Source organism: Saccharothrix tamanrassetensis, from assembly GCF_014203665.1.
GTDB classification, from domain to species: domain Bacteria; phylum Actinomycetota; class Actinomycetes; order Mycobacteriales; family Pseudonocardiaceae; genus Actinosynnema; species Actinosynnema tamanrassetense.
On sequence record NZ_JACHJN010000017.1, the window covers coordinates 1 to 23,910 of the forward strand.

Consider the following 23,910-nt stretch of genomic DNA (forward strand, 5'->3'; position numbering starts at 1 on the left):
CGCCGGTTCAAACTGGGGCTCCCCCCGGCCCCCCCCCCCCCCCCCCCCCGGGGGCGGGGGGGGGGGGGGGGGGGGGGGGGGGGGCGCCGGGGGGGGGGGGGGGGGGGGGGGGGGGCGGGGGGGGGGGGGGGGCGGCGGGGGGGGGGGGCCCCGCCCCCCCCCCCCCCCCCACCGCCGATCACCGCTACCGGCCGGTGAAGCCCATCTCGCCCAGGATCTCGGCGAGCATCGAGTCGAACATCGGCTCGGGGTTGGACATCGCGAACGGGAAGCGGCCGAACACCTCCAGCGCCACGTGCCCGTAGAGCCGGACCCAGGACTGGGTGATGTGGTAGACCGCGCTGAGCGGCAGCAGGTCGTCGTCCGCCGGCACGCCGCGCGCGTTCACCGTGTCCACCAGGACGCGCTGGAACACCTCCAGGTCGGCGTGCAGGCTCTCCGGCACGTCCGGCGGTCCGGGCTCGGGCGCCGGGTGGCCGGCGATCAGCCGCCCGGCGACCTCCAGGAACACCCGGCCGAACTGGTCGCCGACCTGGTGCCGGTCGTCCGGTCCGCACCCGCCCAGCGTGGTCTCGGTGGACGCGAACACCAGCGCGAACTCCTGCGGGTGCGCGAGCGCCCACCGCCGGAAGCCCCGGCACACCGCGTAGACCTGCTCGGTCACGTCGTCGGACGGGATGCGGGCCAGGTCGGCGTCCAGCTCGCGGGCGAGGTCGGTGCAGATGTCGTCGGCGAGCTGGTGCAGCAGGTCCTCGCGCGAGTCGTAGTACCGGTACAGCGCCGGAGCGGTGATGCCGAGCTCCCGGGCGATGGCACGCAAGGTGACCGCGTCCCGGCCGCGCGCCACGAGCAGGGCACGCGCCTGCCGCCGGATGTCACGCTCCGTCTCGGCACGTAGCCGCTCACGGCGGGTGGCTTCGGTCATATGTCACCCCATCGGGTTGTAAACGGTGTTCACCGCGCGTACGGTCGGCCACAGAATTCAGTGAACGGTGTTTACAGAGTTGACGCCATTCAGGCCACCGTAACGCACCTGCCTGGGAGGACGCGTGTTCGCGAAGTGGGGATCGCTGGCGTACCGCCGCCGGTGGGTGGTGTTGATCGCGACGGTGGTGCTGGCGGTGGCCGGCGGCGTCTGGGGCCTCGGCGTGTTCGACAAGCTCAGCCAGGGCGGCTACGACGCGCCCTCCAGCGAGTCGGCGCGCGCGAACCAGGTCGCGCAGGAGGCGTTCGGCCGCCAGGGCGGTGACGTGGTCGTCGTCTACGACACGGTCGACCCGGCCCAGCTGCAGAAGGTCTCCACCCAGCTCGCCGGTCTGCCGACCGACGCGGTGCTCCAGGTGCAGCCGCCGTTCCCGTCGCCGGAGGCGGGCAAGTCGCTGGTCTCCATCACGCTGCGCGGCGCGGACTCCAACACGCACGTCAAGCAGTACGAGCAGATCGTCGACCGGCTGCACGTCGACGGGTTGTCCGAGCAGGTCGGCGGGCTGGTGCCGACCCAGAAGGCGATCAACGACATGTCGGCGTCCGACCTGACCAAGGCCGAGGCGGTGTCGCTGCCGATCGTGCTGGTGCTGCTGGTGATCATCTTCGGCGGGCTGGTCGCCGCGTCGCTGCCGGTGGTGGTCGGCGGCCTCGCCATCATGGGGTCGCTCGGCGTGCTGCACGCGATCTCGCTCGGCGCGGAGGTGAACTCGTTCGCCGTCAACGTGGCCAGCCTGCTCGGCCTCGGCATGGCGATCGACTACGGGCTGTTCATGGTCGGCCGGTTCCGGGAGGAGCTGGCCGCCGGCCGCGGCACCGCCGACGCGGTGCGGCGGACCGTGATGTCGGCCGGCCGCACGGTGGTGTTCTCGGCGACCCTGCTGGTGATCGCGCTGTCCGGGCTGCTGCTGTTCCCGCACGGCTTCCTGAAGTCCCTCAGCTACGGCGGCATGTCGGCGGTCGCCATCGCCGCGCTGGTGTCGCTGACCCTGCTGCCCGCGCTGCTCGGCATCCTCGGGCACCGCGTGGACAAGCTCGCCATGCCGTGGCGCAAGGGCCGGGGCGCGCCGTCCGAGCGGGGCTGGCGGAAGCTGGCCGGCCGGGTGATGAAGCGGCCGGTGCTGTTCGTGGTGCCGATCGTGGCCGTGCTGCTGGCGCTGGGCGCGCCGTTCCTCGGCGTGAAGTTCGGCGAGGTCAGCGAGAAGGTGCTGCCCGAGGGCAACTCCGTGCGGGTGGCCGCCGAGACCATCAACGAGGACTTCGCGGGCTTGGCGACCGGCGGCTTCAAGATCGTGGTCACCGGTGACCCGTCGCCCGCCGACGTGCAGGCGTTCCTGACCGAGGTCGGGGACGTGCCGGGCGTCGGCGAGACGCGGATCGCCGCCGAGCCGAAGAACGGCGTGTGGCTGCTCAACGCCGGTTTGGAGCACGACCAGCTCAGCGACGAGTCCAAGCAGGCCCTCCGGGACGTCCGGGCGCTGGCCCCACCGGGGTCGTCCGAGGTGCTGGTCGGCGGCAGCACGGCGATGGTGTCGGACAGCCTCGAAGCGATCAAGGACAAGCTGCCCTGGATGGTGCTGCTGCTGGTCGGCGCGACGTTCGTGCTGATGTTCCTGGCGTTCGGGTCGATCCTGCTGCCGATCAAGGCGGTCGTGGTCAGCGCGCTGTCGCTGTCCGCCACGTTCGGCGTGCTGGTCTGGGTGTTCCAGGACGGTCACGGCGCCTCGCTGCTCAACGTCACGCCCGCTCCGCTGGAGTCCGGGATCGTGGTGCTGATGGCGGCCATGGTGTTCGGGCTGTCCACGGACTACGAGGTGTTCCTGCTGTCCCGGATGGTGGAGGCGCGCGGCCGGGGCGCGTCCACCGAGGAGGCCGTCACGGCGGGGCTGGCCAAGACCGGCCGGGTGATCACGGCCGCCGCGCTGCTGCTCATCGTGGTGACCGGCGCGTTCGCGTTCTCGCAGATCACCATGATGCGGTTCGTCGGCGTCGGCATGATCCTGGCGCTGGCGCTGGACGCCACCGTGGTCCGGATGCTGCTGGTGCCGGCCGTGCTGAAGCTGCTCGGCGACGCGGCCTGGTGGGCGCCGGGACCGCTGCGGCGGATCCAGGAGCGGATGGCGATCCACGAGGGAGCCCCGGCCGAAGAGCAGAAGGTGCCCGCCCGCGTCTAGCCGACGGGGCGGTCGAACGCGATGGCCGTGGCCTCGAAGCCGCGGCCGTCGTCGTTCAGGCCGCTGAGGTGGAACGTGTCCACGACCGAGTCGTCCGTGCTGTCCAGCACGACCGCCTTCTTGCCCGCGGCGAGGAACACCCGCCGGTCGCCGGGCGCGATGGCCAGGCTCTTCACCGCGAGCTTGAGCTTGCGGCCGGTGCGGGTGGTGGTGTCCAGCCGGGCGACGCCGCGGTCCAGGGCTACGTAGACGCAGCGGCCGTCGGGCGTGACGGCGATGCTGCCCGCGCCCTTGCCGACCGGGGCGGACCAGCCGACCCGGCGGCTCCGGGTGTCGATCGCGTGCACCGTGCCCGCCTCGTCGGGCAGGTTCAGCGAGCTGACGTAGACCTCGCCGCCGTCCGGGCTGATCGCGACCTGCTGCGGCAGGCCGCCGACGGTGACGGTGGTGATCACGGTGGCGGACTTGGTGTCCAGCACGCTGACCGTGCCGTCGCCGGTGTTGGCGACGTAGAGCTCCGCGCCGTCCGGGGTGACCGCGATGCCCTGCGGCTGGTTGCCCACCTTGATCGCCGCGATCAGCCGGAAGGGGTTCGGCTGGATCACCGCGACCACGCCGCTCCCGGTGACGTACAGGCGTTCGCCGTCCGGCCGCAGCACGGCCTGGGCCAGCTGCACGCCGGTCTGGATGCGCCCCACCACGCCCGCGCCTGGATCGACCGCGGTCACCACGCCCGACCGGCCGTTGACCACGTAGACCCGCCTGCCGTCCGGCGCGACGGCGGCGCCCGTGGTCAACGCGCCGGTGTCGTCGTGGGCCAGGATGGTGCCGTCCGAGGTGTCCAACACCTGCACCTGCCCGCTGCGGGCGATCACGTAGGCGCGCGGTGCGACCGTGTCGGCGGCGGTGAGGACGGTGGAGGTCGGGGTCAGGGCGGCGACCGCCGAGCAGACCAGCAGCGCCGCGGCGGCGAGGGCGGCTCGACGTGGGGACATGGCCGAATGGGAGCACTTCCCGGTGGCGGCGTTCCACTTCGGTCCTACCGTCGAGTGGATTCTTCGCCGGACCGGGTGAGGGCTTCGACGGGTGCGGTGGCAGGTGGCCTGCCGCCCGCGACGGCGGGGCGGGCGGCGGCGCGCCGTGGTGTGCCCGGCGCCGGTCGCTCGGGGGGCGAAACGACCGACGCCGGACCCCTGCCGGTGCGCTGCACCGGTGGTCGTTCCCCGACGACGTAGAACTACCACCAGGTTGACGCAAGGCGGGGCGTTTTGGATCCCGAGAGCTACTAATTAGCCGAAATTCGTCGTGTTGCCACCAACTTGGCGTAACGCGTGCCCGCCGTCAGGAGGACCAGGCCCGCGCCGATGAACGCGATTACCCGCGCGATGCCGTCCAATCGGGCCAGGTCGAACAGCAGCAACTTGGCCACCGCGGCTCCGACCAGCACCAATCCGGCCACGCGGAGTGATCGGACGTCGATTCCCCGGACCAGCAGGACCAGTGCGGCGACCGTCCAGGACACCGTCACGATCGAGTGGCCGAAGACAAATCCGGTCACGCTCTGTGACACCAGCAGGGCGCCGCACAGCACCACCCCGGCCGCCGCGTACAGCACGACCAGTCCGATCCCGATCCACGGCAGCGGATGGCGGCCGAGCACGTCGAGCCGCACCGCCGCCCACGGCAGCGCGATGGCCAGCAGGCCGAGGACCAGCGCGGTCAGCAGCCCGGCCACCAGAGCACCGTCGCTCACCAGCCGCCACGGCTGCTGCAGCAGCAGGCGCGGCGGAACGGCGTCCTCGACCGTCATCACGAACCCGAACGCGCCGAACACCACCGACCCGATCAGCGGTCCCCGCGACCGGAGCTGCCTGGCCAGGAACGCGAGCACGAGCGCTTCGGCCAGCACGATCGCGGCCCGGGTGCTGCCTTCCAGCACGATCGCGGTGCTCACGAACAGCGCGAACACCCCCACACCGCCCACGCCGGCGGTGAACGCGGTCGGCAGGTCCCGCCGCCCGACCGCCCACAGCGCCAGCATCATCACCGCGATGACCCCGGCCAGGCCGGCGGCCCAGTACTTGTCCAGCACGACGGTGGTGAGCAGCGCGGGCATCGGCGACCCGACGGCGAGGCCCAGCGCGGTCACATCGCCGGGTCGGACCCGGACGGTCAGCACGGCCGCCGCCACGCCCACCACGGCGGCGAGCAGCGCGACCCCGGACAGGACGCGCGGGTCGTCGGTCCGGCCGATGGTGAGGATGGTGGCCAACAGGGGCGGGACGCCGGCCGTGACGGCGAGCGAAGGCCAGTCCCGCTTGAGGTGGATCGGGCTCGCGGCCAGCTTGAGCACCAGCAGGAACGCCACCAGCAGCGGCGTGAAGCCCTCGGTCAGGATCGGCGCGCACACCGCGCAGGCGCCCACCACACCGATCGCGAACGCGGCCGAGTCCCACCTCATGGCGAGCAGGAGCCCGGCGGCGGCGACCACCAGCCCCGCCGCCAGACCGCCGCCTTCGGGCAGGTAGGAGTAGATCGAGGTGGCCGCGACGACGTCCAGGTAGAGGACCGCGAAGCCGGTGGCGGCCACCGCGAACGCCCCGGTGCGGGACGTTTCGCTGCGGTGCAGCCGAAGCGCGATGCCGACCAGGGCCGCGCCGAGCACCGCGCCGCCGACCACCCGGGGCAGCGGGCCGAGGTAGCCGCGCTGCACGGCGAGGATCAGCAGCAGGACGACACCCAGCAGCGTGACCGCGCCACCGACCCAGGCCAGCAGCTTGCTGCCCGCGCCCGGTTGGCTGAGGCGGTCGAAGAGGGAGGGGCCTTGGGGCTGCGGTGTCACCGGGTGCGCTGCCCACGGGGCCTGCTGCGGTGGCGGGGGTCCGTGCCAGCCGTGCCACGCGGCGTCGGGCTGGGCGGGGTTGGGCCGGACGGGATTGGCCTGAGTCGGGTTGGGCTGGGCGGGGTTGGGCTGGGCGGGGTTGGGCTGGGCGGGGTTGGGCTGAGCCGGGTGCTGGGCGGGGTTGGGCCGTGCCGGGTTGGGCTGGGCGAACGCGGCCTGCTGCCCGTAGGCGGGCGTGGACGGACCTCGCTGTGCGCCCTGTTGACCCGCGCCCTTCTGTTGAGTCGCGCCCTGTTGACTCGCGCTCTGCTGACCTGCGCCCTGCTGACCCGCGCTCTGCTGACTCGCGCTCTGCTGACTCGCGCCCTGGGCGGTCGGGCCGGTCTGCTCGGAGGCGTGCGGCGCGGCCTCGGCCGGTGCGGTCTCCGCCTGCGCGGCTGCCGAGCGGGCGGCGGCGACGCGGGCGGCCACCGTGGCGGCGGAATCCTTCGTCGGCACGGCCGTGCCGACGTTCCTCAGCTCCAGGCCGACCGCCTCCAGGCGGCGACCCAGGTGGCCGAGTTCGTCTGCCAGCCGTATCAGGGGGTCCTGTCCAGTCATGCGGCCAGCCTCGCGCCACCCGGACGCGTCCGGAACCGTACCTCTACTCATGCCGCGTACCGAACAGGTCACGGCGCTGAATCGAGCAACTTGACAGCGACCCCTGTGTAACCGATTAACTGGCCCTGTAATCGATACCACGTGACCGAGGGGGTGCACAGCGTGACCACCATCAAGGACGTCGCGCAGCACGCCGGGGTCTCGACCGCGACCGTCTCCCGCGTCCTCAACGGCCACGCCGCGCCCACCCCGGAGACCCGCACCCGCGTCCTCGCCGCCGTCGACGAGCTCGGCTACCGCCCCAACGCGCTGGCCCGCTCGCTGCGCACCACCTCCACCAAGACCCTCGGCCTGGTGATCAGCGACCTGGTCAACCCGTTCTTCGCGGAGATCGCCCGCGCGGTCGAGGAAGAGGCCCGCGCGCACGGCTACTGCGTGATCGTGGCCAACGCCGACGAGAGCGCCGACCAGCAGGCCACCTACGTGCGCAACCTGCTGGACCGCCGGGTCGACGGCCTGCTGGTCTGCCCCGCGACCGACGACCCGACGTGGATCGCCGAGGTCGACGCGAACGACGTCCCGCTGGTCCTGCTCGACCGCACCGTCGAAGGCGCGACCTGCCCGGTGGTCCGCGCGGACGGCGCGCAAGCGCTTGCCGAACTCGCCGAAGTCCTCCGGGCCGCCGGTCACCGCCGGGTGGGCGTGATCGCCGGCCCGGCCGACACCAGCACCGGGCGGGAACGCCTGGAGCAGTTCGCCCGGGGCGGCCTGGACCTCGAGGTCGTGCACGGCGACTTCCGCCGGGACAGCGGCGCGCTCGCCGCCGCCGAACTGCTGTCCCGGGCCGACCGCCCCACCGCCCTGGTCGCGATGGACAACCTGATGGGCCTCGGCGCGCTGGAGGAACTCCGCCGGCGCGGCCTCAAGGTCCCCGACGACGTGGGGCTCGCGGTCTACGACGACCAGCCGTGGTTCCCGCTGCTCGACCCGCCGATCACGGTGGTCGCCCAGCCCACCGTGGAGATGGGCCGGGAGGCCGCGCGCAGCCTGCTGGAGCTGATCGCGGGCGCGCAGCCTGCCGACGTCCGGCTCACCGCGCGCCTGGTGGTGCGGGGTTCCTGCGGGGAGGCGACCGGTGCTGCTTAGCGCCCGGAACATCACCAAGAGCTTCACCGGCGTCAAGGCGCTGGACGGGGTGGACTTCGACGTCCGGCCCGGCGAGGTGCACGTGCTGCTCGGCGAGAACGGCGCGGGCAAGTCGACGCTGGTCAAGGTCCTGGCCGGGGTCCACTCGCCGGACCGGGGCACGGTCGAACGGTCCGCCGGCACCCGGCTCGCGGTGATCCACCAGGAACTCACCCTGGTGCCCCGGCTGTCGGTGGCGGAGAACCTGTACCTGGGCCGCCCGCCCCGCCGGTTCGGAATTGTCGACAAAGCGCGAATGAGACAGGGCGCCAAACGCCTGCTGGACCGGGTCGGCTTGTCGGTCGACCCGGACACGGCCGTGGAGGACCTCGGCATCGCGCAGCAGCAGATGGTCGAGATCGCCCGTGCGCTGGACCTGGACGCTCAGGTCCTGGTGCTGGACGAGCCCACCGCCGTGCTCACCGGCACGGAGACCGACCGGCTCCTCGACATCATGGCCGACCTGCGCGGCCAAGGAGTGGGCCTGGTGTTCATCACCCACCACCTGGACGAGATCCGCCGCATCGCCGACCGGGTCACCGTCCTGCGCGACGGCCGCAGCGTCGGCGTCCTGCCGAGGGGCGCGAGCGTGCGGCGGATGATCGAGCTGATGGTCGGCCGCACCATCTCCGAGCAGTACCCCCGCCGCCGCCAGGACCCCGGCGAGGTGCTGCTCAAGGTCGACGGGCTGACCCGCGACGGCGCTTTCCACGACGTCTCGTTCCACGTCCGCGCGGGCGAGGTCGTCGGTGTCGCGGGCCTGGTCGGCGCGGGTCGAACGGAGGTCGTGCGCGCGGCGTTCGGGGTGGACCGCTACGACTCCGGCCGGGTCGAGGTCGCCGGCGAACCGGTCCCGCGGCACGACGTGCGGGCGGCGGTGCGGGCCGGCCTGGGGCTGGTGCCGGAGGACCGCAAGGGCCAGGGGCTGGTGCTGACGTCCACCGTCGGCGACAACCTCGGCCTGGTCACCCTGCGCTCGACCGCGCGAGCCGGCCTGGTCGACCGCAGGGGTCAGCGGGAACGCGCCCGCGGCATGGCCGAGGCGCTGCGGGTCAAGACCTCCGGCCTCGACCAGCCGGTCCGCGAGCTGTCCGGCGGCAACCAGCAGAAGGTCGTCATCGGCAAGTGGCTGCTGGCCGACCCGAAGGTGCTGGTGCTGGACGAGCCGACGCGCGGCGTGGACGTCGGCGCGAAGGTCGAGATCTACGAGCTGGTCAACCGGATGACCGCGGCCGGCCGCGCGGTGCTGCTGGTCTCGTCGGACCTGCCCGAGGTGATCGGGATGAGCGACCGGATCGTGGTGATGGCGCACGGCCGGGTCGCGGGCGAGTTGCCCGCCGGTACGACCCAGGACAAGGTGATGGCGTTGGCGGTTCAGGAGTTCCCGGCATGAGTTCCACTGTGGGCAGTCGGCGGGTGTCGGTGCGCGAGGCGCTGGCGGACAACGGCGCGCTCGCCGGTCTGCTGGTGCTGGTGGTGGCGCTGTCCGTCTCCGCACCGACCTTCCTGAGCACCCAGAACCTGCTCAACGTGGGCGTGCAGGCGGCCGTGGTGGCGGTGCTGGCGTTCGGCTCGACGTTCGTCATCGTGTCCGGCGGCATCGACCTGTCGGTGGGCAGCGTCGCCGCGCTGTCCGCGATGGTCGGCGCGTGGTCGTCGGCCGAGGCGGGCCTGCCCGGACCGGTCGCGCTGCTGCTGGGGCTGCTGACCGGCGTGGTCGCGGGCCTGGTCAACGGGGCGCTGGTGTCCTACGGCCGGCTGCCCGCGTTCATCGCCACGCTCGCCATGCTCAGCGTCGCGCGCGGCCTGACCCTCGTGGTGTCGCAGGGCAGCCCGACCACCACGCCGGACGTCGTCAGCTTCCTGGGCTCCGACCTCACCCCGTACCTGCCGGTGCCGCTGCTGGTCATGCTGGTGTTCTTCGGCATCACGGGCTTCGTGCTGTCCCGCACGTACTCCGGCCGCGCGATGTACGCCATCGGCGGCAACGAGGAGGCCGCGCGGCTGTCCGGCATCGACACCCGCCGGCAGAAGCTCGTCGTCTACGCGCTGTCCGGCCTGTTCGCCGCGGTCGCCGGGATGCTGCTCGCCGGGCGCCTGTCCTCGGCCGGCCCGCAGGCCGCCGTCGGCTACGAGCTGGACGCCATCGCGGCCGTGGTCATCGGCGGCGCGTCGCTGTCCGGCGGCGTCGGCCGCGCCACCGGCACCCTGGTCGGCGCGCTGGTGCTGGCCGTCCTGCGCAACGGCCTCAACCAGATGCAGGTGTCCCCGTTCTGGCAGCAGGTCGTGATCGGCGCGGTCATCGCGCTGGCCGTCCTGCTCGACACGCTTCGCCGCCGTACCCGATGAAAGGAAGCAGACAGATGGAGTTCCGCGGTGTCGCCGCGCTGTCCGCCCTCACCCTGGCGCTGACCGCGTGCGGTTCGGGGACGTCGTCCGGCGGTGGTGGTGACCTCACCATCGGCCTGGCGATCTCCACCCTGGACAACCCGTACTTCGTGGCCCTGAAGGCGGGTGCCGAGAAGGCCGCCGCCGAGCTGGGCGTCGAGCTGACCGTCGTGGACGCCCAGAACGACGCGACCAACCAGGTCAACCAGGTGCAGACGTTCACCACGCAGGGCGTGAAGGCGATCGTCATCAACCCGGTGGACTCCAAGCAGGCCGCGCCCGCCGCGAAGGCCGCCGAGAACGCGGCCGTCCCGCTGGTCGCGGTCGACCGCTCGGTGGACGAGGGCAAGGTCGTCTCCGAGGTGGCCTCCGACAACGTGCAGGGCGGCACGCTCGCGGCGATCGAACTCGGCCGCGCGGTGAGCGGCCAGGTCGTGCACCTCCAGGGCATCCCGGGCGCCTCGGCGTCGCGGGACCGCGGGCGGGGCTTCGAGCAGGGGCTCAACTCCGGTGGCATCGAGGTCGTCGCCGGCCAGCCCGCGGACTTCAACCGCGCCAAGGGCCTGGACGTCATGACGAACCTGTTGCAGGCCAACCCCGGCGTCAAGGGCGTGTTCGCGGACAACGACGAGATGGCCCTGGGCGCGATCAAGGCGCTGGGCGACCGGGCGGGCAAGGACGTCCAGGTCGTCGGCTTCGACGGCACGCCCGACGGGCTGACCGCGATCGAGAACGGCACGATGGCCGCGACCATCGCGCAGCAGCCCGAGGTGCTCGGCCGCAAGGCCGTCGAGCAGGCCGTGAAGGCCGCGCGCGGGGAGACCGTCCAGGAGGTCGTGGACGTCGAGGTGAAGGTCGTGACCAAGAAGAACGTGGCAGAGTTCAGGAAGTGACGGTACTGGTGCTGGGCTCGGCCAACGCGGACCTCGTCGTGGCGGTGCCCCGTCGCCCCGGTGGCGGCGAGACGGTGCTGGGCGGCGACACGGTCGTGATGCCCGGCGGCAAGGGGGCCAACACGGCCGTCGCCGCCGGGCGGCTCGGGTGCGAGGTCGCGCTGGTGGGCGCGGTGGGCTCGGACCAGTACGGGGCTCTGCTGCTGGACTCGCTGGCCGCGTCCGGGGTGCGCACGTCGCTGGTGCGCACCTCGGACCGGCCCACCGGGCTGGCGTACATCACCGTGACGCCGGACGGGGAGAACTCGATCGTCGTCGCGCCGGGGGCCAACTCGGACGTCTCGGTGTCCGATGTGGACGCCCTGGCGTGGGACGACGTGACGGTCCTGGTGTGCTCGCTGGAGGTCCCGCTGGACACCGTCGTGCACGCCGTCGGGGTAGCGGCCTCCCGCGGGGCGAGGCCGGTGCTGAACCTGTCCCCGGTGACCTCCGTGCCGGCGTCCGCGCTGGCCCTGCTGGACCCGTTGATCGTCAACGAGCACGAGGCGTCGCAGCTGGCGGGGTCGTTCGAGGGGCTGCTGGACCTGGGGCCGCGCTCGGTCGTGGTGACCCTCGGGTCACGCGGTGCGGCGGTGGTGACCGCGTCCGGTGTGGTGGAGGTGCCCGCGCCCGCCGTCTCGCCGGTCGACACGACCGGCGCCGGCGACGCCTTCGCCGGCGCGCTGGCCGCGCGGCTCGCGTCGGGTGCGTCGCTGGTCGACGCGGCACGTTATGCGGCCCGGGTGGCGGCGACGTCGGTGACCAAGGTGGGTGCGCAGCCGTCGTACCCGACCCCCGACGAGGTGCTGGGGTGAAGCGGGCGGGGATCCCGCACGCCGGGTTGAGCGCCGAGCCGGCCCGGCTCGGGCACACCGACGAGGTGGTGGTCGCGGACTGCGGCCTGCCGATCCCCTCCGGCGTGCGGACCGGCGAGGCGACGCCGTACGCGAACGTGCTGCTGCGCTGCGGCGTGCCCTTCTGAGCGACGTCCTGTCGTGCGGGCGGCCGGTCCGCCACCCAGGATCGGGACATGCGTTGCCTTGTGACCGGTGCGACCGGGTACCTGGGAGGGCGGCTGGTGCCGCGACTGCTGGCCGAGGGACACCAGGTCCGCTGCCTGGTGCGTGATCCGGCCAAGCTGCGGGACGTGCCGTGGGCCGGGCAGGTCGAGGTCGTCCGCGGTGACGTGCTGGACGAAGCCACGCTGGGTCCTGCCATGGCCGGGGTCGACGTCGTGCACTACCTCGTGCACTCGCTGAACCACGCGGACTTCGCCGACGCCGACCGGCGGGGTGCCGAGAACACCGCCCGTGCCGCCGCGGGGGCCCGGGCCAAGCGGATCGTGTACCTGGGCGGGCTGCACCCGCCCGGCGTCGGGCTGTCGCCGCACCTGGCTTCGCGCAAGGAGGTCGGGGACGTCTTCCTCGCCTCGGACGTGCCGGCCGTGGTGTTCCAGGCGGCGGTGATCATCGGGTCCGGGTCGGCGAGCTTCGAGATGCTGCGCTACCTCACCGAGCGGCTGCCGGTCATGGTCACGCCCCGGTGGGTGCACAACCGGATCCAGCCGATCGCCGTGCGGGACGTGCTGCGGTACCTGGTCGAAGCGGTGGGCCTGCCGGACGGGGTCAACCGGACGTTCGACGTCGGCGGGCCGGAGGTGCTGACCTACCAGGACATGATGCTGCGCTACGCGAAGGTCGCGGGCCTGCGTCCCCGACGGGTGGTCGCGGTCCCGTTGCTCACCCCGAAGCTGTCCTCCCACTGGGTGAACCTGGTGACGCCGGTGCCCCGGTCGATCGCCGCACCGCTGATCGAGTCGCTGGTGCACGAGGTGGTCTGCCGGGAGGACGACGTCACCCGGCTGCTGCCCGGCCCCACCACCGGCTACGACCGGGCGGTGGAACTGGCGCTGGCCAAGGTCCGGGACGCGGACGTGGAGACCCGGTGGTCCGGAGCCTCGCTGCCGGGCGCGCCGTCCGACCCGTTGCCCACCGACCCCGACTGGTCCGGTGGGTCGTCCTACGTGGACGTCCGCGAACGGGCGACCGAGGCCTCCCCGGAACGGCTGTGGCAGGTCGTGGAGGGCATCGGCGGTGAGCACGGCTGGTACTCGTTCCCCCTGGCCTGGGCGGTGCGCGGCTGGCTGGACCGGCTGGTCGGCGGGGTCGGGCTGCGGCGCGGCCGGCGGGATCCGCGCCGGCTGCACGTGGGCGAGGCGCTGGACTGGTGGCGGGTGGAGGAGATCGACCGCGGCCGGCTGCTCCGGCTCCGCGCGGAGATGCGGGTGCCGGGGCTGGCGTGGCTGGAGCTCCAAGTGGCGGACGCCGACGGCGGCGGGTCCACTTACCGCCAGCGCGCGGTCTTCGTGCCGCGCGGACTGGCCGGGCACCTGTACTGGTGGCTGGTCCGGCCGTTCCACGGGCTGGTGTTCGGCGGCATGGTGCGCAACATCGCCAGTGAAGCGGAGCTTACAAGCGACTTCAGAAAGACCTGATGGACTGCACAAGCGTGACGGGAGCACACTGCCGCCATGAAGGCTCTGGTCAAGGCGACCGCCGGGCCGGGACTGTCCCTTTCGGACGTTCCCGACCCCACCCCCGGCCCCACCGACGTGGTGGTCCGGGTGCTGCGCACCGGCATCTGCGGCACCGACCTGCACATCGACTCGTGGGACGACTGGGCCGCGCGGAACATCCACGCGCCGCTCGTGCTCGGCCACGAGTTCGTCGGCGAGGTGGTCGAGACCGGGCCGTCCGTGACCGGCGTGCAGGTCGGCGACCTGGTCAGCGGTGAAGGCCACCTGGTGTGCGGGACGTGCCGCAACTGCAAGGCGGGCCGCCGCCACCTGTGCGCGCACACGCGCGGCCTCGGGGTGCACAGCGACGGCGCGTTCGCCCAGTACGTGGTGCTGCCCGAGCAGAACGCCTGGGTGCACCGGGCGCCCGTCGACCTGGACGTGGCCGCGATCTTCGACCCGTTCGGCAACGCCGTGCACACCGCGCTGTCGTTCCCGGTCATCGGCGAGGACGTGCTGATCACCGGAGCCGGCCCGATCGGCATCATGGCCGCCGCCGTCGCCAAGCACGCGGGCGCGCGCAACGTGGTGATCACCGACGTCAGCGAGCACCGGCTGGACATCGCCCGGCAGGTCGGCGTCGACCTCGCGCTGAACGTCGCGCAGCACACCGTCGCCGAGGCGCAGGCCAAGCTCGGCATGTCCGAGGGCTTCGACGTCGGCATGGAGATGTCCGGCCGGTCGCAGGCGCTCCAGGACATGATCGGCAACATGGCGCACGGCGGCCGGATCGCCATCCTCGGCCTGCCCGCCGAGCAGTTCCCGGTGGACTGGAGCAGCGTCGTGCTGAAGATGCTGCACATCAAGGGGATCTACGGCCGGGAGATGTTCGAGACCTGGTACTCGATGTCCGTGCTGCTGCAGCGCGGCCTCGACCTGACCCCGGTGATCACGCACCGGTTCGACTACACGGCGTACGACGAGGCCTTCGCCACCGCACGCGACGGCAAGTGCGGCAAGGTCATCCTCGACTGGACGGGAGCTCACTGATGTACGGCGCGATGCGCGACGACCTGCGTACCGGCTTGGCCGAGATCCGCTCGGCGGGCCTGTACAAGGCGGAACGGGTGATCGGCACCCCGCAGAACGCGGCCGTCCGGGTCGGCGGCGGCGACGAGGTGCTGAACTTCTGCGCCAACAACTACCTGGGCCTGGCCGACCACCCGAAGCTGGTCGAAGCGGCGCACGAGGCGCTCGACCGCTGGGGCTTCGGCATGGCGTCCGTCCGGTTCATCTGCGGCACCCAGGAACCGCACAAGGAGCTGGAGCAGCGGCTCTCCGAGTTCCTCGGCACCGAGGACACCATCCTCTACAGCTCCTGCTTCGACGCCAACGGCGGCCTGTTCGAGACGCTGCTCGGCGCGGACGACGCGATCATCTCCGACGAGCTCAACCACGCGTCGATCATCGACGGCGTGCGGCTGTCCAAGTCCCGGCGCTACCGCTACCGCAACCGCGACCTGGACGACCTGGAGCGGCAGCTCAAGGACGCCTCCGACGCCCGCTACCGGCTGATCGCGACCGACGGCGTGTTCTCCATGGACGGCTACCTGGCCCCGCTGGACGAGATCTGCGACCTCGCCGACCGCTACGACGCGCTGGTCATGGTGGACGACTCGCACGCGGTCGGCTTCACCGGCCCGACCGGGCGCGGCACGCCCGAGCTGTTCGGCGTGCGGGACCGGGTGGACATCGTCACCGGCACGCTCGGCAAGGCCCTCGGCGGCGCCAGCGGCGGCTACACCTCGGGCCGCGCCGAGATCGTGGAGATGCTGCGCCAGCGGTCCCGCCCGTACCTCTTCTCCAACTCGCTGGCCCCGTCCATCACGGCCGCCGCGATCGCCGCGCTGGACCTGCTCAGCTCGTCCGGTGAACTGCTCGACCGGCTGCGCGAGAACACCGCGCTGTTCCGGCGGCGGATGACCGACGAGGGCTTCGACCTGCTGCCCGGCGAGCACCCGATCATCCCGGTGATGATCGGCGACGCGGCCGAGGCGTCCCGGATGGCCGACCTGCTGCTCGAACAGGGCATCTACGTCATCGGCTTCTCGTACCCGGTGGTGCCGCACGGCAAGGCCCGCATCCGCACCCAGATGTCGGCCGCGCACTCCACCGACGACGTGAACCGCGCGGTGGACGCGTTCATCGCCGCACGCGGGCTCATGCGGGAAGCGGGGTAGTCCGCCGGAGACGGGGCTGTCCCGGACGGGGCGGCTCCCGTCGGCGTGGCCCGGGTCGGGTGGCACGGGTCGGGTGGAACGGATTGGGGTGGAACGGATTGGGGTGGCACGGGTCGGGGTCTGCGGAAGTCGCCGCCGATCGGACAATGGCCGCGTGATCGATCCCCGACGGCTGCGCGTGCTGAGTGCGCTGGCCGACCACGGCACCGTGACGGCGGCGGCGCAGGCACTGCACCTGACACCGTCGGCGGTGTCGCAGCAGTTGGCGGCGCTGGAGTCCGAGGTCGGCCAGGAGCTGCTGCGCCGACGCGGCCGGCGGGTGTCGCTGACCTCCGCCGGCGAGCTGCTGGTGCACCACGCGAACGCGGTGGCGGCCGAGCTGGAACGCGCCCAGGCCACCCTGGCGGGGCTGGCGTCGGGCACTGCCGGACGGGTGGAGGTCGGCAGCTTCGCCTCGGCGATCACGCAGGTCGTGGCTCCCGCGATCGCGGTGCTCCGGTCGTCCGCGCCGGGCGTGATCGTGCGGGTGCGCGACGTGGAGGGGCACGCGAGCGTGCCGCTGCTGCTCGACGGCGAGATCGACCTGGCGATCACCGAGGAGTACCGGCCGCGCCGCGACGACGGCCGGCTGACCCGCTTCCCGCTCTACACCGAACCGTTCGACGTGGTGCTGCCGCCGGGCCACCCGCTGGCCGGCGGGACGTCGGTGGACCTGAGCGCGCTGGCCGGTGACGACTGGGTGTCCACCCCGCCCGGCAACCCGGTGCGGGACGTGGTGGAGCTGGCCTGCGGCGAGGCGGGTTTCGCGCCGGGCATCACGCACACGTCCAACGACTTCCGGGCGATCGGCGCGCTGGTCGACGCGGGCGCGGGCGTCGCCCTGGTGCCCCGGCACGCGCTGCGGGGCACCCCGGTGCGCGGTACCGCGCCGTTGCGCCGGGTGTTCGCGGCGGTCCGGAAGGGCAGCGAGGACCACCCGTTGACCCGGCTGCTGTGCGAAACCCTGACGACCGCCGCCCAGCCCTAGTGCGCTGCCCAGCCCAAGATGCGCCGCCCAGCCCTGATGTGCCGCCCAGCCCTGATGTGCCGCCCAGCCCTGATGTGCCGCCCAGCCCTGATGTGCCGCCCAGCCCTGATGTGCCGCCCAGCCCGAGTGCGGTGCCCGGCCCTAGTGCGGTGCGCGGGCGGCGAGCTTCGCGGCAGCCGGGTCCGCCGCGCCGACCGCACCCCGTGCCGCGAGCTGGCACAGGTCGAAGCTGGTGGACGCGAGCTTCGCGCCGACCCCGGCCAGCGCGGTGTGGTTCATGGACAGGCTGGTCACGCCCAGCCCGGTGAGCACGCACGCCAGCAGCGGGTCGGCCGCCGCCTCGCCGCACACGCCGACCGGCTTGCCCAGCGCCGTCCCGGCTTCGCCGACCAGCTTCACCAGGCGCAGCAGGGCGGGCTGCCACGGGTCGTTCAGCGCGGCCACCGCACCGACCTGCCGGTCGGCCGCGAACACGTACTGCGCCAGGTCGTTCGTGCCCAGCGACACGAAGTCCACCACCGCGAGGATCTCGTGCGCCAGCAGCGCGGCGGCCGGGATCTCGATCATCACCCCGGCACGCTCCACACCGGCCTTGCGCGCCCGTTCGACGAACCAGGCGGCCTCGGCGGCGGTCGCCACCATCGGCGCCATCACCGACACCTCGGCGCCGCTGTCCTGCGCCGCCAGCGCGATCGCCGAGAGCTGCCGGTCCAGCACGTCCGGCCGGTCGAAGGCCACCCGCAGGCCGCGCACGCCCAGCGCCGGGTTCGGCTCGGCGTCGGGTTCGAGGAAGGCGAGCGGCTTGTCCGCGCCCGCGTCCAGGGTCCGCACCACGACGGGCTTGCCCGCGAACGGCGCCAGCACCGCCGCGTACGCCTGGCGCTGCTCGTCCACCGTCGGTTCCCGCGTGGACGACAGGAAGCAGAACTCCGTCCGGAACAGCCCGACACCCTCCGCGCCGCCGGCCGCGGCGGCCACGGCGTCGGCCGGCGACCCCACGTTGCCCAGCACCTTCACCCGGTAGCCGTCCCGGAGCGCACCGACCCCGTTCCACTCGACCTTCCCGGCCAGGTGGGCGGCGCGCACCGTTCCGTCGGACCGCTCGACGACACCCGTGTCACCGTCCACCAGCAGCGCCTCGGCGTCCGACGCGAGCACCCCGCGACAGGCGACGACCGCCGGGATGCCCAGCGACCGGGCCAGGATCGCGGTGTGCGAGGTGGGCCCGCCCTCCTCCGTGACCAGTGCGAGCACCTTGGCCGGGTCGAGACCGGCGGTGTCGGCGGGCGCGAGGTCGCGGGCCACCAGCACGCTCGGCGCGGTCAGCTCGGGCACGCCGGGCGCAGCCACCCCGAGCAGCTCGGCCACCAGCCGGTCCCGCACGTCCCGCACGTCGCGCGCGCGTTCGGCCATGTACCCGCCGGCGGCCTCCAGCGCCGAGATGAACCCCTCGGCGGCCTGGTGCACGGCCCGTGCCGCCGGCAGCGACCGGTCGGCGACGAACTTCTCGGCCTGGGAGAGCAGCGCCGGGTCGGCGGCCATCGCCGCGGTGGTCTCCAGCACGGCCTTCGCGTCCCCGGTCACCTGCCCGGCCCGCGCGAACAGCCGCTCGGCCACGACGTCGGCGGCCGGCCGGATCCGCGCGGCCTCCGCGGCGAGGTCGTCCGGCGCGGGTGTGGCGGGCGGTTCCCCCAGCGGTTCCGCCACCCGCACCACCGGCCCGGAAGCCCGACCGGAACTCACCCCGACACCGCTCAGCCGCGTGCTCGACATGGTCTAGACCATACCCTTCGGGTCGACGGGACGTGAACAGCCAACGCCACTTCCCGCCAGTCCGCTACCGCAGGGAACGCACCGTCCACCAGCCCCGCCCGGCCACCCGCGCGCACGCCCGTTCGAGCGGCCCGGCCACCTCACCGCGGGCCGGACGCCACCGACTCGCCCGCCCGCGGATCGACCAGCCCGACCGCCGCCTCACCGCCCCGCGCCACGCCTCACGCGTGGCGCAACCACTTCGTCTTCCGCTTGATCTCCAACGACCCCGCCGTCACGCTCCCGCGCAACACGAAGTGCGGCCGACCGGCCCGACCACCGCCGACCTTGTCCTTGATGGACCCGACCGCGACCTGCACCGCGTCGGTGTCCACCGTCGCACCCTCGGGCAGCACCAGCTTCACCGACCCGGCCGCCACGTCCAGCTCGATGTCCACCACCGCGTGCGGGATCGTCGCCTGCCGGAAGTCCAGGTCCGTGGTCCCCATCCGGCTGTGCACGACGAGGGTGCGCGGCACCACCCAGGTCCCCTTGCGCCGCACGGTCGACATGGTCGCCCGCAACTCCACCGGCCGCTCCGCGACCGCGGCCGTCTGCTCGTCGTGGACGACCCCGGTCAGGTCCAGCAGCACCGCGTTCAACTCCGCCCGGGTCCGCGCCGCCAACGCCGTGTCGGTCCGCTCGGTGAACTCGTCCAACGTGATGAGCCCGCGCCCGATGGCCTTCTGGAGCACCCCGACCACGTGTTCGCGCTCCGCGTCGGACACCCGCCACTGCCTCGGATCGGTCATGGTCATGTCCCCTCCGGTTCCACGTCCAGGCCGTGCTCGATGGCGTAGCGCGCCAGCTCGACACGGTTGTGCAACTGCAACTTCCGCAGGGTCGACTGCACGTGGTTCTCCACCGTGCGGTGCGAGATGACCAGCCGGTTGGCGATCTGACGCGCGGTCAACCCCTTCGCCACCAGCCGCAGCACCTCGGTCTCCCGGTCGGTGAGCTGCGGTTTGTCCTCGTCGGGGGTCGCCGCCATCCGCCGGTACTCGCCGAGCACCAGCCCGGCCAGCCCCGCGGTGAACACGGCGTCGCCCGCCGCCGTCCGGTTGACCGCCTCCACCAGCTCCTCCGCCGACGCCGACTTCACCAGGTAGCCCGACGCGCCCGCCTTCACCGCCTCCAGCACGTCGTCGTGCTCGCCGCTGGCCGACAGCACCAGCACCCGGGTGCCGTCCAGCGACCCGGTGATCATCGTGGTCGCCTCCACCCCCGAGGGACCGCCCAGGTTGAGGTCCATCAGCACCACGTCCGGCCGCACGGCGCGGGCGATGCGCACCGCCGAAGCCGCGTCGCTCGCGGTGGCCACCACCTCGAACCCGCGCTCGGCCAGGTCACGCGCGACACCGTCACGCCACAGCGGGTGGTCGTCGACCACCATCACGGACACGCTCATCGGTAGACCCGCACCTCCCACTCCGTGCCCTCCCCCGGGCCGGTCTGCAACTCCAGCGTCCCACGCAACGCCTCGACCCGGCCCCTGATCGACTGGGCGACGCCCATCCGCCCCTCCGCCTCGGCCGACGCCAGCCGCCCGTCGGGGATGCCGGGGCCGTCGTCGCGGACGCTGAGCACGACCTCCTGCCCGAGGTCCTCCAGCAGCACCCAGGCCTTGGCGCCCCCGGCGTGCTTGTCCACGTTGGACAGCGCCTCGCGCACCACGGCGGTCAGCTCGACCGCCGTCGCGGCGGGCAGCATCACCTGCGTGGCCGGTGTGGACACCTGCACCCGCGGCGTCGCCAGGAGTTGCAGCGCCGGCCGTAGGTCCGCGTCACCGTCCACTGTCGACTCGGTCGGCGCGGCGGCGACCAGCGACCGCAGCGCGACCTCCTGCTCGCCGGCCAGCTCCGCCAGCTCCGCGGCCTCGCCGCCGAGTTCCAGGCCGCGTTTGCGCACCCGGGCCAGGACCTGCAGCACACCGTCGTGAATGGACCGCGCGAGACGTTCGCGTTCCGCTGTGGCCGCTTCGGTGCGCAACGCCTGCGCGAGCCGGACCGCCGACCGCCGTGCCGTCGACGACGCCATGCCCACGACCAGCCCCGCGCCCGCCAGCAGCACCACGTCCCGCACCAGGTCGACGGTCAGCGCGTGCCGGTTCAGGTAGGTGCTCAGCCCGATCACCATTCCCGACAGCGCACCCGCGACCTGGCCGCCGAGCGCGCCCGCCGCCACCGCCGGGTTGCACGCCCAGATGGTCGTGATCAGCGGGACGTTGTAGAGGAACTGGGCGTCCGTCATGATCAACGGCGACAGGGACATCAACCCGCACGCGACCGCCAGGTCCGCGGTCACCACCCACGGGCGGCGGCCGTTCTCCCGGCTGTACGCGTAGACGGTGAACGCCGACCAGACGGCCATGGCCCCCATCACCGTCCAGGCGAGCCACGGTCGTCCGTACTCCTCGTGGTGCACGATCGCGTTGCCCAGAGCGAACATGAACGTCACGATGCGTAGCGCTACTGTTCCCCGCCATAGGTGCGCAACCGGGTCCTCGGTCACCGATGGACCCGCCTGGGCCGGCTTTTTGTGCACGGTGTGCTCCCTCCACCCCCAATCTTGCCGTGTCGGAGTGGTCTGGCTAACCCCCAGGTGGCCGTCTGTTCCGTCACCGACATGTGTGGAAGGCTTGCCGTCATCACTGGGTGTGACTTTCCGGGGACACCGCGCCATTCGACTCCTACGACGCCGGGGGGTGGGCTGAGCGTGCGAGACTGGCCACTGTGGACGCTGCGGCGCTCCGCCCTGGCCTACTGGCTGCTCATCGACACCCTCGCCCTCGCGGTGGTCGTGTACGTGATCGTCTCCTCGCCGCGGCCGGACTCCGACGAGATCGCCCGGTTCGGCGCGATCGCGGGCACGGCCGGTGCGGTGATCATCGGCAGCTCCATCCACAGCCACCGGATGGGCGAGTCGGAGCGCAACCCCTGGGCCGCGCACCTGTGCTACCTGACCGCCGGCGTGATCGCGCTGCCGTGCAACCTGCTGGTGCTGCTGCTGTTCGGCCCCGCGCTGCACGGCGTGCTGGCGCAGCGCCCGGAATCGCACCGCTGGGTGTTCACCCTGTCCGCGACGGCGCTGTCGGTGTTCGCGACCCGGTACCTGGTCGGCTGGGCGAAGCCCGCCCAGGGGCTGGTGGTGATGGTGTTCGGCGCGGCCGTGCTGCTCGTGGTGCGGGCCGGCCTGATCGCGGTCGGCCTGAAGCTGCGCAGCCCGCGCGCGTCGGCCGAGGAGGTCGTCGGCGAGCCGATCGACGCGGTGCTCGGCATCGTCGCGGTGAGCATCGGCGGCCTGATGGGGTTCGTGGCCACCACGACCCCGGTGCACGCGCTGATGGCCGCCGCGCCCATGGCGCTGCTGGAACGCGCCGCGCAGTTGCCGCAGTGGCGGCGGTCCGCGCAACGGGACGCGAAGACCGGCCTGGCGAACGCCGTGCACTGGGACGGGCGGGCGCGCTACGAGCTGGCCAAGGCGCGCACCCGCGACCGGCCGATGGCCGTGATGCTGCTCGACCTGGACCACTTCAAGCGGGTGAACGACCGGATCGGCCACCTCGCCGGCGACGCGGCGCTCAGCGCGATCGCCCTGCTGCTGTCCGGCACGGTGCGGCGCGGCGACCTGGTGGGGCGGTTCGGCGGCGAGGAGTTCGTCGTGCTGCTGCCCGACGCCGAACCCGCGATCGCGCGTTCCGTGGCGCAACGGGTGCGGCACGCCGTGGAGGACCTGGCCGTGACGACGGTCAGCACCGACGGCCGCGAGCACCTGCTGACCGGGCTGACCGTGAGCATCGGCGTGGCGACGACCCAGCGGTTCGGCTACGAGCTGCCGGACCTGCTGGTGGCCGCCGACGCCGCGCTGCTCGCCGCCAAGGGCTACGGCCGCAACCTGGTGGAGATGGCCTAGTCCCTCGGCCCGGTGCGCCCGGGGCCCCCGGCCTCGGTGGCCCCCGTGCCCTCCGTCCCGGTGCCCTCGTTCCCCACGTTCCGCGGCCCCACGTTCTGCGTCCCGGTGTTCTGCGGCCCGGCGTTCTCGGGTTCGGTCTCGCCGTCCAGGTCCTCGACGCGCTCCCCGCCGGTGTCCGGCGGTCCGGACTCCTGGGGTTCGTGCACGTCGACCTCCTTCGGCTCGACCGCCTTGTCGGAGTCCGACAGCAGCGACCGGATGCCGGAGTTCAGCACCGCCAGCAGCGGCACGGACAGCAGCGCGCCGGCGATGCCGCCCACCACCAACCCGGCGGTGATCGCCAGCACCACGGCCAGCGGGTGCAGCTTCACCGCGCGGCCCAGCAGCAGCGGCTGGAGCACGTGGCTCTCCAGCTGCATCACGCCGATCAGCACGGCCAGCACGATCAGCGCCGCCACCGGCCCCTCGGCCACCAGCGCCACCAGGACGGCCACCGCGCCGGTGATCACCGCACCGATGATCGGGATGAACGCGCCCAGGAACACCAGCGCCGACAGCGGCACGATCAGCGGCACGCCCACGATCCACAGCCCGATGCCGACACCGACCGCGTCCACCACGGCCACCAGCGCGGTCGCCCGCACGTAGGACACCAGCGAGGCGAACCCGCGCCGCCCGGCGACGTCCGCCCGGTCCCGCACGTCGGTGGGCACGGCCCGGACCAGGAACCGCCAGATCCCGTCGCCGTCGTGCAGGAAGAAGATCAGCGTGAACAGGGCGAGCAGGAACCCGGTCAGCAGCTCGCCCACGGTCGCCGCCGTGGTCAGCGCGCCCGAGGTGATCTCGGCCTGGTTGTCCTTCACCGTCTGGAGCACCCGGTCCAGGTACTGCTGGAGCTGGAGGTCGCTCAGCTGCAGCGGCCCGTCGTGCAGCCAGACCCGGATCGTGTCGAGGCTGGCGTTCACCTGCTTCTGCAGCTCGGGCAGGCCGTTGGAGAACTCGGTGATGACGAACGTGAGCACGCCGCCGACCACCGCGATGCCCCCGATCAGCACCAGCCCGGTCGCCAACCCGCGCGGCACGCCGATCCGCACCAGCTGCGCCACCGCCGGCGACAGCAGCGCCGCGAGCAGCAGCGCGATCCCGGCCGGGATGACGATCGTGGTGAGGTACCCGATCACCATGCCCACCACGTACAGCGCGGCGACGATCGCGACGAACCGCCAGCTCAACGCCGCACTGACCCTCAGCAGCCGCGGCACCCGCGCACTGATTTCCGACTCGCTCCCCGTCACACGA

Annotated in this window: 20 protein-coding genes; 12 read left to right on the plus strand and 8 right to left on the minus strand. The window is 73.0% G+C overall.

The features are described 5' to 3' along the window. Positions 1 to 184 precede the first annotated feature (184 nt). A complete protein-coding gene (locus FHS29_RS35005) occupies positions 185 to 925 on the minus strand; it encodes a TetR/AcrR family transcriptional regulator (RefSeq protein WP_184698792.1) in 741 nt (246 codons plus the stop codon). A 124-nt stretch (positions 926 to 1,049) separates the two neighbouring features. On the opposite strand from FHS29_RS35005, the gene FHS29_RS35010 reads away from it, so the two are divergent. Continuing rightward, a complete protein-coding gene (locus FHS29_RS35010) occupies positions 1,050 to 3,158 on the plus strand; it encodes an MMPL family transporter (RefSeq protein WP_184698794.1) in 2,109 nt (702 codons plus the stop codon). Here FHS29_RS35010 and FHS29_RS35015 read toward each other — a convergent pair. Next, positions 3,155 to 4,153, minus strand: a complete 999-nt coding sequence (locus FHS29_RS35015; RefSeq protein ID WP_184698796.1) for a YncE family protein — start codon at positions 4,151 to 4,153, stop codon at positions 3,155 to 3,157. The genes FHS29_RS35010 and FHS29_RS35015 overlap by 4 nt on opposite strands. Positions 4,154 to 4,443: 290 nt before the next feature. Beyond that, complete coding sequence (locus FHS29_RS35020; protein ID WP_184698798.1) at positions 4,444 to 6,600, minus strand: DUF2339 domain-containing protein; 2,157 nt, start codon at positions 6,598 to 6,600, stop codon at positions 4,444 to 4,446. Between the two features lie 162 nt (positions 6,601 to 6,762). Between FHS29_RS35020 and FHS29_RS35025 the strand changes: the two genes are divergently transcribed. The 10 genes from FHS29_RS35025 (at position 6,763) to FHS29_RS35070 (ending at position 16,887) form a co-directional block, all read left to right on the plus strand. After that, entirely contained in the window at positions 6,763 to 7,746 is a 984-nt protein-coding gene (locus tag FHS29_RS35025; protein ID WP_184698799.1) for a LacI family DNA-binding transcriptional regulator, read from the plus strand. After that, entirely contained in the window at positions 7,736 to 9,178 is a 1,443-nt protein-coding gene (locus tag FHS29_RS35030) for a sugar ABC transporter ATP-binding protein (RefSeq protein WP_184698801.1), read from the plus strand. Before FHS29_RS35025 ends, FHS29_RS35030 begins: the two co-directional genes overlap by 11 nt. Then, complete coding sequence (locus FHS29_RS35035) at positions 9,175 to 10,134, plus strand: ABC transporter permease (RefSeq protein ID WP_184698803.1); 960 nt, start codon at positions 9,175 to 9,177, stop codon at positions 10,132 to 10,134. Before FHS29_RS35030 ends, FHS29_RS35035 begins: the two co-directional genes overlap by 4 nt. Before the next feature lie 14 nt (positions 10,135 to 10,148). Then, on the plus strand, positions 10,149 to 11,066 hold the full coding sequence (locus FHS29_RS35040) for a substrate-binding domain-containing protein (RefSeq protein ID WP_184698805.1): 918 nt from the start codon (positions 10,149 to 10,151) through the stop codon (positions 11,064 to 11,066). Next, a complete protein-coding gene (locus FHS29_RS35045; RefSeq protein WP_312865243.1) occupies positions 11,063 to 11,920 on the plus strand; it encodes a ribokinase in 858 nt (285 codons plus the stop codon). The genes FHS29_RS35040 and FHS29_RS35045 overlap by 4 nt, the downstream gene beginning before the upstream one ends. After that, on the plus strand, positions 11,917 to 12,087 hold the full coding sequence (locus tag FHS29_RS35050) for an RbsD/FucU domain-containing protein (protein WP_184698807.1): 171 nt from the start codon (positions 11,917 to 11,919) through the stop codon (positions 12,085 to 12,087). Before FHS29_RS35045 ends, FHS29_RS35050 begins: the two co-directional genes overlap by 4 nt. 48 nt (positions 12,088 to 12,135) lie before the next feature. Continuing rightward, the gene (locus FHS29_RS35055; protein WP_184698809.1) at positions 12,136 to 13,599 is read left to right on the plus strand and encodes an SDR family oxidoreductase; all 1,464 of its coding nucleotides are present in this window, start codon (positions 12,136 to 12,138) and stop codon (positions 13,597 to 13,599) included. A gap of 36 nt (positions 13,600 to 13,635) precedes the next feature. Then, a complete protein-coding gene (gene tdh / locus FHS29_RS35060) occupies positions 13,636 to 14,670 on the plus strand; it encodes an L-threonine 3-dehydrogenase (protein ID WP_184698811.1) in 1,035 nt (344 codons plus the stop codon). Beyond that, positions 14,670 to 15,860 carry a glycine C-acetyltransferase gene (locus tag FHS29_RS35065; protein ID WP_184698813.1) on the plus strand — a complete coding sequence of 397 codons (1,191 nt, stop codon included), beginning with the start codon at positions 14,670 to 14,672 and terminating at the stop codon, positions 15,858 to 15,860. Before tdh ends, FHS29_RS35065 begins: the two co-directional genes overlap by 1 nt. Positions 15,861 to 16,014: 154 nt before the next feature. Beyond that, entirely contained in the window at positions 16,015 to 16,887 is an 873-nt protein-coding gene (locus FHS29_RS35070; protein WP_184698815.1) for a LysR family transcriptional regulator, read from the plus strand. Positions 16,888 to 17,028: 141 nt separating this feature from the next. Here the strand turns inward: FHS29_RS35070 and ptsP are convergent, their stop codons facing one another. From ptsP to macS, 4 genes are all read right to left on the minus strand, one after another. Further along, positions 17,029 to 18,660 carry a phosphoenolpyruvate--protein phosphotransferase gene (ptsP, locus tag FHS29_RS35075; RefSeq protein WP_184698817.1) on the minus strand — a complete coding sequence of 544 codons (1,632 nt, stop codon included), beginning with the start codon at positions 18,658 to 18,660 and terminating at the stop codon, positions 17,029 to 17,031. Positions 18,661 to 18,881: 221 nt separating this feature from the next. Next, entirely contained in the window at positions 18,882 to 19,451 is a 570-nt protein-coding gene (locus tag FHS29_RS35080; protein ID WP_184698819.1) for a DUF1707 SHOCT-like domain-containing protein, read from the minus strand. Between the two features lie 2 nt (positions 19,452 to 19,453). Beyond that, complete coding sequence (locus FHS29_RS35085; protein ID WP_184698821.1) at positions 19,454 to 20,107, minus strand: response regulator; 654 nt, start codon at positions 20,105 to 20,107, stop codon at positions 19,454 to 19,456. After that, positions 20,104 to 21,243: a MacS family sensor histidine kinase gene (gene macS / locus FHS29_RS35090; protein WP_184698823.1), complete on the minus strand. Its 1,140-nt coding sequence runs from the start codon at positions 21,241 to 21,243 to the stop codon at positions 20,104 to 20,106. Before macS ends, FHS29_RS35085 begins: the two co-directional genes overlap by 4 nt. A gap of 171 nt (positions 21,244 to 21,414) precedes the next feature. Between macS and FHS29_RS35095 the strand changes: the two genes are divergently transcribed. Beyond that, positions 21,415 to 22,611: a GGDEF domain-containing protein gene (locus tag FHS29_RS35095; RefSeq protein WP_184698825.1), complete on the plus strand. Its 1,197-nt coding sequence runs from the start codon at positions 21,415 to 21,417 to the stop codon at positions 22,609 to 22,611. Here the strand turns inward: FHS29_RS35095 and FHS29_RS35100 are convergent. After that, a complete protein-coding gene (locus FHS29_RS35100; RefSeq protein ID WP_312865245.1) occupies positions 22,608 to 23,906 on the minus strand; it encodes an AI-2E family transporter in 1,299 nt (432 codons plus the stop codon). The genes FHS29_RS35095 and FHS29_RS35100 overlap by 4 nt on opposite strands. Between the last annotated feature and the right edge of the window lie 4 nt (positions 23,907 to 23,910).